This is a genomic window from Acinetobacter calcoaceticus ANC 3811 (assembly GCF_000399665.1).
GTDB classification, from domain to species: domain Bacteria; phylum Pseudomonadota; class Gammaproteobacteria; order Pseudomonadales; family Moraxellaceae; genus Acinetobacter; species Acinetobacter calcoaceticus_B.
This window is the reverse complement of sequence record NZ_KB976985.1, coordinates 217014-229626: the sequence shown is the minus strand read 5'-3', so window position 1 is coordinate 229626 and position 12613 is coordinate 217014. Positions and strand designations below refer to the sequence as shown.

Here is a 12613-nt window from a genome sequence, read left to right as displayed (position 1 = left end):
AAAGGGGAAGAGCTTAATGCAGATTTATATTGTAACTATCGAAGATGAAAAATCACCTCGTTTAAGAAAATTCCTCGACCAAAATTTTTTCAAGACTAGCGAAGTTGATTACAAAAAAGTAGGCGTTAAGGGAGTAGATTTACCCGTAAAACAATATTTTGAAATGGCCGTTAAAGGTCGTTCTCAGCCTTTAACACCTAGTGAGCTAGGATGTACCTTATCTCATTTAAAAGCTCTAGAGCTTTTTCTTGAGTCGAAAGATAAATATGCATTAATTTTTGAAGATGATGCAATCTTGCCCGATGATTTAATGATTGATACGTTGAAGCAGGAATTAGAAAAAGTAGCTTTACCATCGAATTTACTATTCAGTTTAGGCGGCATTCAAATGAAGGAGTGTTTAAAAACAAGAGGTGAATTCAAAGACTATAATTTTTTGAATAAAAAAGTATTAGAAGTGGTTCCAGATTTTTTTCATCGTGCTTGTTATGCATTTGCGTACGTTGTTGATAGAAAAATGGCAGAAACATTACTTAAATATCATCATAAAATAAGAAAAGCAGATGATTGGAGCTATTTGTTTGATTTTGATTCAACTGTTCATATCTTAATGTCATTTATTGTCGATCATCCAGTAATTGAAATTGGAGAAAAAGATCCAATATTAAGCCGGTTAGAAAGTGAAAGAGCAAAAACTGAAGATTTAGAAAAAAGTAAATACGGTCATGGTTTAAGAAAAAATTTGGCGAAATTATCATATAAGCGATACTTTTAAAATTTTAAATTATATTTTTAAGCTTAGAGATATTCTATATGAAAACTTTAATTAGTATTATTGTGCCAGCTTATAATGCCTCAAATACTATTCTTGATACTATTAAATCAATAGACGAACAAACTTATACAAATTTTGAGTGTATAATTGTAGATGATGGATCAAACGATAGTGCTGAGCTATGTGAAAATATAGCTGATTATCTAAGTAAAGATAAGTATAAATATTTTAAAAAAGAAAATGGGGGAGTATCGAGCGCTAGAAATTGGGGAGTAAATAATGCCTCTGGTGATTATTTAATGTTTATTGACTCTGATGACAAGATTGAATCTAGCTATATTGAAAAATGCTTAAATATATTGCAAATGCGTCCTGACTTAGCATTTGTATGTACAAATGTTCAAGAGTTTGAGCGCTCAAATAATAAGATTAACCATAAAATAGTGAGTTTAAAAGAATTCATTTTTCATAATGCTGTTTTTCCTTGTATTGCTCTAATGAGGACTGCTGACTTTAAAAGAGTAGGAGGCTATGATGAAAAACTTAAAGTATGTGAAGATTGGAACTTATATATATCTTTATTAAAAAATAACGAAAAATATTTTGTTATTCCAGAGTATTTATATTTTTATAGAAAAAGATCTGATTTATCTAGTTTAACTGATCAAATTGATTGTCAAAAAATTTCAAAACAAATTGCTTTGAATAGAATATATGATAATCATACAGACTTATATAGTGATCGACTGGGCTCAATCTGGGATATGGTTGAAACGAATAATAACACCATAAAAACTTCTAAAAGATATAGTAGAAGTGTTAGTCTGATTTTTACTGTATCCCTCATAAGTTTCTTTATTGCATTTTGGAGTGCTTCCTCTCAATATATTAAAATAACATTAATTTTTAATATATTTGTTTTTGCACTATTCCTTTTTTTAAATAATAAATTTAAAAAAGAAATAACGAGTCAGAGATATTAATAAGCTTTAAAAATCAAGAAGTGAGTTTTTCTTAACTTTATTTGATTTAATATATGGCTCTAATAAATTTCTATCTGAGCCAATTAGCTTTATAAGATATGGCATATTCAATGGTCTATAATTTAATACTAATGACTCAATAAAATGGATGTGAGATTTTTTATTGAAACTATGATAAATAAAAGCATTCTGATCACAGTTAATTAATGTAATACTCATCTCTGTTCGTCTAAGAACTTTTTGACAAGCTACATAAATGACAAGATATTCAAGCCGTCCGATATTTTGAAAATATTCATTACAATTTGGACAAGATTTTTTTATCTCATAAATGTAGTTTTTAATTCCTAACCTAACTGCATAAATTAGCTCATCTAACCACTCTTTAAAGAAATTATTATTTTTTTCTGAGGCTAAAAGCCAACTTTCAATTACTGGATACTGTTTTACTGTTGTATTGGCATTACTATAATATCCAAATGCTTTTGTTTTATTGTTATTACATAGATCAATAATCCAATCTAAATTATTATAGAGGATTACACTTGCATCAACCCAAATACCACCATGTTTATATAATAAATATAAGCGTAGTAGATCAGATTTTAATTGAGGAGTGAGACCTTCAAATTGAGAAAAGTCAATTTCACAAAAATCATTTATATTATTGTTATCTAAAATATGAACAGTATATTCGAGATTCAAACTTTTAATACATTCTAAACAGCGATCTACAAGTTCAGGTTTTTTAGAGTCCCAATATATCCATATGATTTTGGGAATATTAATTTTACCTTCAGATTGAGGATGAAGGGTGATTAGATTTGCTAGGTTGTTAGGTTCAATATTTTTGAAACGTTTATCTGTATAAAACCTAAGATGAAATCTTAAAAGGAAAAAAAGTTTTCTTGTAGATTTTCGTAAACCCATAACAACCTCAACTGATAAAATAAAAATTTCTTTTTATTTATCCGCATTTCCTTTTAAAACCATATAAATCAGCGCAACAAAAATAAGCAATGCTCCTGCTAAGCTACTTACGCAGAAATAAAGAATACGTTGACTTGTAGTGATGTTAAATAATTCATTTGCAAGGATATAGCGCATGAAAAACCATTGCGCAAGAGAGAATACAATTACGATTAAAGCGTGTCGACGTACATCAGGGCGCATTGCCATAATGAATCACCAAGGGAGAAAAAGTGGTGATATTATGCCATTTGCCCACTCTCATCTCAATAGAGCCTTAATTGAGTCAATTGTGTAGAAAAATTAAAATTATGAATAAATTGTGAATTTTTATTAACATTAATAAACATTGAATTCCATTTTTTATCTGAAATTTTCTAGTAAATTTCTGTACTTATTTGGATATATGTTTAATGCAGCCTGTTGATTTTGTAATGATTTGGGTGGACTCAACCGATACGAAATGGCAGCAACAATACTTATATTATAAATCCAAAGAAACTAAAACAAAGGCGGTTGAACTTGTTGATCAATGCCGCTATCGCGACTGGAATAATCTCCATTACTGGTTTCGATCTGTTGAGAAATTTTGTCCGTGGGTTCGAAAAATCCATCTGGTGACTTGTGGTCATTTCCCTGAATTTTTAGTCAAAAATCATCCTAAGTTAAATTTGGTCACACATGATCAAATTATGGAATCAAACTGTTTACCGACATTTAACTCACATGCTATTGAAATCAATATTCATAAAATTGAGGGATTAGCAGAGCATTTTGTTTATTTTAATGATGATACCTTTATCAATAGGCCTTTAGAGCCCGAGTTCTTTTTTAGAAATGGTTTACCTTGTGATGGTGTGCGTTTACAGCCACTTATGGTCGTAGGTGAAGAGAACTTTCTAGGCGCAGTTGCCCTAACGGATGTTGCGATTATTAATAAGCATTTTGATAAGCGAAAATTACTTCATAAAAATCCCTATGCACTTTTTAATTATCGCTATTCTATGAGCAGTAATTTGGGTAATTTTTTAAGTTTATATAACCGAAAATTTTCAAGTTTTTATAGTACTCATTTGCCTCAACCTTTTTTGAAATCGGTATTTGAAGAAGTCTGGAAAACTGAAGAAGCTTATTTAAAAGAAGTATCAAGTCATCGATTTAGACAGCCTTTAGACGTTAATCAGTATCTTTTTCGGTTGTGGCAGTTGTGCTCATCTCGTTTTTATCCTGTTAATATATTTGAGCGTGGACAAAATTTTAACTTAAGGCTACAAAATCTTCCTGAAATTAATCAGGTTATTAAGAGTGAACAACTTCCACAAATTTGTCTAAATGATGATGAACATGTGGTCGATTTTGAAAAGCTTAAAACCGAAATCATTCAGATTTTTGATCAAAAATTTAAAACGCTCTCAAGTTTTGAAAAAGAAATATCCCATTGAAATTTGAAAATTAATGAATAAAAAACCCTGCATAAGCAGGGTTTTTTAATTTGAGAATCTAAAAATTATTTAGATTCTTCAGCTTTTGGCTTTTCACGTAAGCGGATGCCCAAGTCACGAAGCTGATTTGCTTCAACAGGAGCAGGTGCTTGAGTAAGTGGACATTCAGCAGTCTTAGTTTTAGGGAATGCAATAACGTCACGAATAGAAGTCGCGCCAGTCATTAACATCACTAAACGGTCAAGACCAAATGCCAAACCACCGTGAGGAGGAGCACCGTAACGAAGCGCATTTAATAAGAAGCTGAATTTCTCTTCTGCTTCTTCATCAGAAATACCAAGCGCTTCAAAAATCGCTTTTTGCATTTCTAATGTATAAATACGTAGAGAACCACCACCAACTTCAGTACCGTTCAATACCATGTCGTAAGCAACAGAAAGTGCTTCACCTGGATTGCTCTTCACTTCTTCTACACTTGATTTTGGTAGAGTGAATGGATGGTGAACAGAAGTCCATTTGCCATCGTCAGTTTCTTCAAACATTGGGAAGTCAACAACCCAAAGTGGAGCCCACTCACAAGTTGAAAGATTCAAATCATGGCCAATCTTCACACGAAGCGCGCCCATTGCATCATTTACAACTTTAGCTTTATCAGCACCAAAGAATACGATATCGCCATCTTGCGCACCAACACGTGCCAACAGTTCAAGTACGATCGGTTCAATGAATTTCACGATTGGAGATTGAAGACCTTCAATTCCTTTAGCGAGTTCATTAACTTTGATGTAAGCCAAACCTTTTGCACCATAGATGCCAACGAATTTAGTGTATTCATCGATTGCACTACGTGGCAATGCTGCTGCACCCGGAACGCGTAAGGCAACAATACGGCCTTTAGGATCTTTTGCAGGACCCGCAAATACTTTGAACTCTACTTCTTGCATTAAGTCTGCAACGTCAATGAGTTTCAACGGGATACGCATATCAGGTTTGTCTGATGCATAGTCACGCATTGCATCTGCGTAAGTCATACGTTGGAATTTATCGAATTTAACACCAAGAAGTTCATCGAACATCTTCACAGTCAGGACTTCCATTAAGTCCATAATGTCATCGTCACTCATGAACGATGTTTCAACGTCGATTTGAGTAAATTCTGGTTGACGATCAGCACGTAAATCTTCGTCGCGGAAACATTTCGCGATTTGGTAGTAACGATCAATACCACCCACCATCAACAATTGTTTGAATAATTGTGGTGATTGTGGAAGTGCATAGAAACTACCATTTTGTACACGACTTGGTACTAAGTAGTCACGCGCACCTTCAGGAGTTGCACGTGTCAAAATAGGTGTTTCAACGTCTAAGAAACCATTATCTTCGAAATAGTTACGAATAAGATTGGTCAATTTAGAACGGAAGCGTAAACGATCCAACATTTCAGGACGACGAATATCTAAGAAACGATATTTCAAACGAATTTCTTCAGAAATATTGGTATTTTCATCATTTAACGGGAATGGAGGTGTTTCTGAAGCGGCAAGAACTTCGATGTCTTTACCCAAAACTTCAATTTGACCACTCACCATGTTGGCATTTTCAGTGCCTTCATAACGGCGACGAACACGACCTGTAATTTTTAATACATATTCAGAACGTGCTTTATCTGCAGTTGCAAATGCTTCTGGAGTATCTGGGTCAATAACCACTTGAACGAGGCCATCACGGTCACGCATATCAAGGAAAATAACACCGCCATGGTCACGGCGACGATGTACCCAACCGCATAGTGTAACGGTTTGGTCGATTTGGGCTTCAGTTAAAGAGCCACAGTAATGAGTTCGCATCATGATGAAAAATATCCAAACTATATTGGCTGAAAAGACGGATGCGTAAACCGCGCACCGTCAAAAAAATAAGTTTTCGATTATGCCTTGTTGCTTGGTTTGCCACAAGAACTAGATCAAAAAACCGCGGAAATTAAGCTGAAAATGAGCAATTTGGCAGCAACTTTTCTGATTCATCCCATTCTTTGTTGTCGATCTAAAAACAAGAATAATAAGCATCCTAAGCTAAAGGTACTTAACCAACCTTGCATAAACTCGTTGATAGAACGGCCCGTAAAATAATAGGTATCAGCATGCCAAACTTCATGAGGTATGTAGCGGGCATAATCCCAAAGTGAAAATAAGCCTAAGACTGTAGATAGAATAAATAGAGACCATGCAAAAAATTTAATTTTTTTACTTACTTTCCAGTGTTGTTTGTAGCGCTGGTAATAGTGAATACTCATCCAACCGAGAAAAGGTAGAGCAAGAGCAGACGAGCCAAGCTGTAAAAGACGATGCAAGGGGTAAGGATGACCAAAAAAATGAATAGTTGTAGCTAATACATCTTTAAATACAAACGTTCGAAAGTCTGAATGTGTTAAACCATCCCAAATTAGATGAGTTGTTATACCGACAATGAGTGCAAATATAACGCCAATAAAAAATATAAAAATACGTTTTAAAGAGCTGAGGCCAAGATCATGTTGCACACCAAAAAAACGGTACACCACTGGACGATAAAGAAAATACCAAACTGCACAAAAGACGAGGCCTAATGCAAGGTTGGGATAAATCAGACCTTTCCATTGGTGCGTCAGCATGCTGGACTGAACTGTAAATAAGCGGTAAAGATCGGGTGTCATACTCCCAATGGCTAACGCAGCAATCGGTAAAGTGTTTTGGCTAAGCTTGGAGAGAGGAGGAGCTATAACGGCATGAGAGATGGTAAAAGGCATTAGAAATCAAAAATTACTCACATCATTTAGTTGACCAGTCTAACGAATCATCTAATTAAAAATGTTTTTTATTGCAAAACAAATGAAATGTTATAGTATAACAAAAATAAAACATATCGTGATCCGGGACACATCCAATGCAGTTTTATAAAAATATTTTGACCATATCCATTTTAGCTGTCATATCCGTTCCTTCGTTTGCAGCAGAAAGTGAAAATGTTGAAAAGTTAGAAACTATTCGAATTAAGGCTCATCCACTTGAGCAAACTTCACAAGATTTTGCAGTTGCAGATACTGTTGTTGATCAAAAGCATTTATCGCAAGGTGCCGCCACCATTGGGGATGCGCTGAGTAGTGAAGTAGGAATTTATGCTAATCAGTTTGGGGCTGGTTCGAGTCGTCCAGTGATTCGTGGACAAGATGGGCCACGCGTTAAAGTACTTCAAAATTCATCAGAAAATATTGATGTTTCGACCTTGTCTCCTGACCATGCGGTAACTGTAGATCCTGTGCTTGCGAAGCAAGTCGAAGTGATTCGAGGCCCTTCAACTTTACTGTTTGGTGCTGGAACTGTAGGTGGTTTAGTCAACGTTATTGATAACAAGATCCCTACGCAAATGCCTGAAAATGGTTATGAAGGACAAGTTGGCTTACGTTACAACACTGGAAGTGATGAAAAACTGGCGAGCGCTGGAGTAACTGTTGGCTTGGGTAGCCAAGTTGCTTTACGTGTTGAGGGGTTAACACGTGATGCGAATAACTACATTGCGCCAAATTACATTCATGAAGGTGAAAAAGAGCGCCGTGTAGACAATACTTTTGCTCAGGGTGATTCAGTTAACGTCGGGTTGTCTTGGATTTATGACCGTGGTTATACGGGTATTTCTTATAGCAACCGTCGCGATCAATATGGTTTACCGGGGCATAGTCATGAATACGAAACCTGCCATGTAGATGATCTGAGCTTGCATTGTGGAGATCATGACCATGCAGGTCATAGTGATGAAGAAGCTCATGATCACGAACATGGCGGTCCATGGATTGACTTAAAATCTGAGCGTTATGATTTTAAAACTGAGTTAAATGATCCGTTTGCAGGCTTCCAAAAGTTACGTGCACAAGCGAGCTATACCGACTATCAACATGATGAAATTGAAGAGGGAGCAATTGCAACCCGATTCCAAAACAAAGGCTATGACGGACGTGTTGAGTTAGTACATAACCCAATTGCAAGTTGGGAAGGGGTGATCGGTGCACAGTTAGGACAGCAAAAACTGAATTTAACTGGCGAAGAAGCATTTATGGCACCGACTACTACTAAAAAGTGGAGCGTATTTGCTTTAGAACATAAGCAATGGAAAGACGTACACTTTGAGCTTTCTGCACGTGCAGATCAGCAAGAAGTTGATGTAGACGATAACTCTAAACAAGATTTTGATGGCTCTGCATTTTCTTATGCAGGTGCTGCGAATTGGGAGTTTGCACCGAACTACAAACTTTCTTTTGTCGCTTCACATCAGGAACGTTTACCTTTAGCTCAAGAGTTATATGCAAATGGTGGGCACTTTGCGACAAATACTTATGAGTTAGGAAATGATCAACTCAGTAAGGAAAAATCGAATAATGTTGAGTTAGGTTTGCATTTTGATAATGACAAACTTGATTACCATCTTCATGTTTACCATAACTGGTTTGATGACTACATCTATGCACAAACCCTTGACCGTTATAAAGACTTCCGTTTAGTTCAATACACTCAAGATAAAGCACGCTTCTATGGTGCAGAGGGTGAAATTGGTTATCAAATTACCCCAATGTACAAGATCAGTGCTTTTGGTGACTATGTACGCGGTAAAATTGATGCAGAAGGTAATGCTCCGCGTATTCCAGCAGGACGTTTAGGTACTAAAGTCGATGCAGATTTTGGTGATGGTTTTAGTGGTTCTGCTGAGTATTATCATGTCTTTAACCAAGATAAGATCGCAGCTTACGAGACTGACACTGAAGGCTATAACATGCTCAATCTTGGAGTGGCATATTCTGGGCAATATGGTGCAAAAACAGATTATCGTGTTTATATGAAAGCGAATAATTTGTTAGATGACACGGTTTATCAACATGCATCGTTCCTATCAAATATTCCACAAGTTGGACGCAATTTTACAGTAGGTGTTGATTTTAGTTTTTAAGGCTTTAACACGAAACTAAACTTGAAAAATCAATCCAAAAGACCTAATTTGAAAGCATCAAGTTAGGTCTTTTTTATGCGTATTTTTCAACGAATTCATCAAAAAATAAATTGGTCAGGGCGTCGTTATATGGCGATATTACTTTGCGTTGTTGCTATTGCATATCTTGCATCAGCAATTTACCACACAGTAAAACCATTGCCGCAAGGGATTAACTTTAGTGGCAAGCTTAGACATGCCGATGTTAAATTTTTAGCAGATAAAACCTACCTTGATGCAAAAGGGCAACAACAGGTTGATCAGCATATCTTTGATGAAATTTTGAAAATGATTGATGAGGCAAAGACCACGGTTGTGGTGGATATGTTCTTGTTTAATTCAGAAGTAGGTGACTCAAAACTGAAACAAAGACCATTAATGCAAGAGTTAACCGATGCATTAGTCAGTAAAAAAAGACAAAATCGCCTAATCCAGATTGTATTAATTACTGATCCGATTAACTCGGTATATGGTGGTTTAAGCCCTGAACATTACCGCCAGTTACGTCAAGCAGGTGTTGAGGTAGTTGAAACCAATTTAGGCCCTTTACGTGCTTCTAATCCGTTCTGGTCAGGCTTATGGTATATCTGCTGTCAGAATGTGGGAAATAACCCTGAGAAAGGCTGGTTACCAAATCCATTCGGTGATGAAAAAATTACACTGCGCAGTTATTTGAACTTATTTAACTTTAAGGCAAATCACCGTAAAACTGTAGTTGTCGATACTGATGCTGGTTGGAAGTCACTGGTGACTTCAGCAAATCCCCATGATGGTAGTTCTAGACACTCAAATGTTGCATTAGTAGTAACAGGAGCGACAGCAGCGGATGTTCTACAAACTGAAGCCGCGGTTGCGCGAATGTCAGGTAGTAGTTCTCCATCGCTCATTTTAGGTGACTTCGAAAAAGACGTAACTAAACCTCAAGTTCAGGTGTTAACTGAAGGGGCCATTTATCAATCTGTATTGAAATTGATTAATTCAGCTAAGCCTAAAGAGCATCTTGATTTAAGTATGTTCTATTTGTCTGAACGCAAGATTATTCAGGCTCTAAAAAGTGCTCAAGAGAGAGGGGTTATTGTCCGAGTTCTACTTGATCCAAATAAAGATGCATTTGGCCGACAAAAGAATGGTATTCCTAATCGACAAGTTGCTTCAGAGTTACATGCTACGGGCATTCCAATCCGTTGGTGTGACACACATGGTGAGCAGAACCATAGCAAAATGATTTTGAAATATAACGCCCAACACGCTGAGTTAATTGTGGGATCTGCTAATTTTACAGCCCGTAATTTAAAAAATTATAACCTTGAAACAGATATGTTGGTTATGGGTAAAGTTCAAGATCAAGTTTTTAAAGATGCTCAAGATTACTTCAATACTTCTTGGTCAAACTTACAAGGTAGACAGATGAGCGTGGATTACGCGAAGTATGCAGATGAGTCTAAAGTGAAGTATTGGATTTATCGTTTTATGGAATGGTCAGGATTGTCTACTTTCTAATGACCATCTTTGGAGTTTTCCAAAAATGGCTTGTGCCTAGAGTCATCCACAACCTGAGCGAGGGAAAGCAAACATCGTTTGCTTCGAGCGCAAGACAAACAAAGTGCGTAGTTCAAACTCAAGCATAGCTTTCGCCTTGCGGTACGGCAAAGATTATTAATCTTTGCTATTCGTACCTCAGGTTTTGTGGATGACAAATGCTTTTGGTTACTTTGGGCGAAACCAAAGTAACGAATTGGCTACTACAACTAGAACTTAAAGCGGTAAGACTCCGTCGTGCTAATTAAAAAAGAGAATAAAACTTTGAATATTTTAAGGTGCTGGCGGAATCAACTGATCCAAAGTCTTATCATCTAACTTTTCCAACTCACTCAAATCAGTCTTAATTTTCCACTGCGACTCATCATCCACAGGATTTGGTAAACGTGCCTCAAGCCAGTCACAGACCACATCTGGGTTAAATTCAGGATGGTTACACTGAATAATCCACGATAAAAAGTCTTTCGCTTCACCGTTCATGTAAGGCGGTGGAGAAACAGGGAAGAATAAAGTCGGTAGACGTTCATTCGTCGAGAGATAGTTTAAAACATGTCCTAATTCTTGAACTGTTTGCCATGCTAGCGGATGTTCTACATCAATGCTGAACTTAAACCACCAAGCATGTTCGCCATCTGCTCCATGAGCCATGATACGGGCTTCTTGTACGGTTGGAACTTTGCAAAAAAATTGATGAAGACGTTCAAAACTGATTTCAGACACAGCAATTGACCTAGTTTGAAAAATGGTAATGGTAGCACAGATACAGATTCTTCATATTTTCTTTATAGTCATTACAAACAATATCAATCAAAGCTGTTTTATTCATGGTTTCTCCTTGACTCTCTTTTAATCTAGCTTCAGATCAAGATAAAAGGAAATAGTCCATGAAAAAGCCAATCGTTCTTGTACTTTCAACATTAATGTTGGGTATGTCAGCTACTGCGATGGCCGATACAAGTCATCGTTGGGACAATAATCATGGTAAAAACTATGATCGATATGAGCATCGTGATGACCGCCGTCATGACTACAGAAATGATCATCGCGCTCCACAGTGGTCAAATGCCGATCGCGGTAAGCACTATGGTCGATATGTAGCATTTAAGCGTGGCGATCGTGTTCCAGCAGAATACCGCAATAGTCGCTATTATGTTTCAGACTGGAGATCGCATCGTTTGTATGAGCCGCCACGTGGATACCGTTGGGTGAAAACACCGAACCAATATTTACTCGTAGATTCAAAACATCAAATTTATCGTGTTCGTTAATTTTGAAATCTAGAATATATAAATGGCCTCAATATTGAGGCCATTTTTTTATGCTAACTCATCATCTTGAGGTTGAGGAGGCTTTAACGTTGTTGATGTTTTTGCATGTTTCTCTTTCATCACTGAAGGATAATTCCAAGATGCAAAACGAACCACCAAAATAGACAAAGCTAAAATAAGAATTGAGCCGGTAATAATGACTTGGTCCATATCAGCTTTATGGTCATGTTGAATATCTGAAATGAGTAGGCGCGTTAAGGCCGTAATCGCAACATAAATAAGAAAGCGTACAGGCATATGGTTAGTTTTAAAGTAAATTCCAACCATCGCCCCAAGTTCTAAGTATATAAATAATAATAAAATATCATCAATTGAAGCATACTTTTTGACGGTTAAAATTTCAAAAACAGTATTGGCTGCGGACCAAGCCACCATACATCCAATAATAAACAGGGCTAAATAGTGGAAGACTTCTACGGCGTAATGACCAAAACGGTCAAGTATTCGCTCGTATTTTTTAGGATCAGGCATAGTAAGATCTTTTGTTTGTTTCTTAATGTTTAGAAATTAAACAAATTTCATGCTAATGGAAATAGTAAATACAAAATAAAAAAACGCCTGAAT

At 36.3% G+C, this 12613-nt stretch carries 12 protein-coding genes; 6 read left to right on the top strand and 6 right to left on the bottom strand.

All coding sequences use genetic code 11. From position 1 onward, the window contains the following. Nucleotides 1-16: 16 nt before the first annotated feature. The gene (locus F935_RS01075; RefSeq protein ID WP_016137215.1) at nucleotides 17-775 is read left to right on the top strand and encodes a glycosyltransferase family 25 protein; all 759 of its coding nucleotides are present in this window, start codon (nucleotides 17-19) and stop codon (nucleotides 773-775) included. Nucleotides 776-813: 38 nt separating this feature from the next. Further along, nucleotides 814-1758 carry a glycosyltransferase family 2 protein gene (locus F935_RS01070; RefSeq protein WP_016137214.1) on the top strand — a complete coding sequence of 315 codons (945 nt, stop codon included), beginning with the start codon at nucleotides 814-816 and terminating at the stop codon, nucleotides 1756-1758. Between the two features lie 6 nt (nucleotides 1759-1764). Here F935_RS01070 and F935_RS01065 read toward each other — a convergent pair whose 3' ends face one another. Continuing rightward, a complete protein-coding gene (locus tag F935_RS01065; RefSeq protein ID WP_016137213.1) occupies nucleotides 1765-2688 on the bottom strand; it encodes a glycosyltransferase family 32 protein in 924 nt (307 codons plus the stop codon). Between the two features lie 33 nt (nucleotides 2689-2721). After that, on the bottom strand, nucleotides 2722-2937 hold the full coding sequence (locus F935_RS01060) for a hypothetical protein (RefSeq protein ID WP_016137212.1): 216 nt from the start codon (nucleotides 2935-2937) through the stop codon (nucleotides 2722-2724). A gap of 203 nt (nucleotides 2938-3140) precedes the next feature. On the opposite strand from F935_RS01060, the gene F935_RS01055 reads away from it, so the two are divergent. Further along, nucleotides 3141-4169 carry a stealth conserved region 3 domain-containing protein gene (locus F935_RS01055; protein ID WP_016137211.1) on the top strand — a complete coding sequence of 343 codons (1029 nt, stop codon included), beginning with the start codon at nucleotides 3141-3143 and terminating at the stop codon, nucleotides 4167-4169. Between the two features lie 65 nt (nucleotides 4170-4234). On the opposite strand, the gene aspS is transcribed toward F935_RS01055, so the two are convergent. Together aspS and F935_RS01045 are read right to left on the bottom strand one after the other, a co-directional pair. Beyond that, nucleotides 4235-6019 (bottom strand): aspartate--tRNA ligase, encoded by a 1785-nt coding sequence (gene aspS, locus F935_RS01050; protein WP_016137210.1) that lies wholly within the window; start codon nucleotides 6017-6019, stop codon nucleotides 4235-4237. Nucleotides 6020-6189: 170 nt separating this feature from the next. Next, on the bottom strand, nucleotides 6190-6954 hold the full coding sequence (locus F935_RS01045; RefSeq protein ID WP_016137209.1) for a DUF4184 family protein: 765 nt from the start codon (nucleotides 6952-6954) through the stop codon (nucleotides 6190-6192). A 137-nt stretch (nucleotides 6955-7091) separates the two neighbouring features. Between F935_RS01045 and znuD the strand changes: the two genes are divergently transcribed. Both znuD and F935_RS01035 read left to right on the top strand, forming a co-directional pair. Then, on the top strand, nucleotides 7092-9143 hold the full coding sequence (znuD, locus tag F935_RS01040; protein WP_016137208.1) for a zinc piracy TonB-dependent receptor ZnuD: 2052 nt from the start codon (nucleotides 7092-7094) through the stop codon (nucleotides 9141-9143). 75 nt (nucleotides 9144-9218) lie between these two features. Further along, entirely contained in the window at nucleotides 9219-10682 is a 1464-nt protein-coding gene (locus tag F935_RS01035) for a phospholipase D family protein (RefSeq protein ID WP_016137207.1), read from the top strand. Between the two features lie 312 nt (nucleotides 10683-10994). Here F935_RS01035 and F935_RS01030 read toward each other — a convergent pair whose 3' ends face one another. After that, nucleotides 10995-11441, bottom strand: a complete 447-nt coding sequence (locus F935_RS01030) for a hypothetical protein (protein WP_004789125.1) — start codon at nucleotides 11439-11441, stop codon at nucleotides 10995-10997. A 164-nt stretch (nucleotides 11442-11605) separates the two neighbouring features. On the opposite strand from F935_RS01030, the gene F935_RS01025 reads away from it, so the two are divergent. Beyond that, nucleotides 11606-11989 (top strand): RcnB family protein, encoded by a 384-nt coding sequence (locus F935_RS01025; RefSeq protein ID WP_004789127.1) that lies wholly within the window; start codon nucleotides 11606-11608, stop codon nucleotides 11987-11989. Nucleotides 11990-12037: 48 nt separating this feature from the next. Here the strand turns inward: F935_RS01025 and F935_RS01020 are convergent, their stop codons facing one another. Continuing rightward, complete coding sequence (locus F935_RS01020) at nucleotides 12038-12520, bottom strand: phosphate-starvation-inducible protein PsiE (protein WP_016137206.1); 483 nt, start codon at nucleotides 12518-12520, stop codon at nucleotides 12038-12040. Nucleotides 12521-12613: the final 93 nt, after the last annotated feature.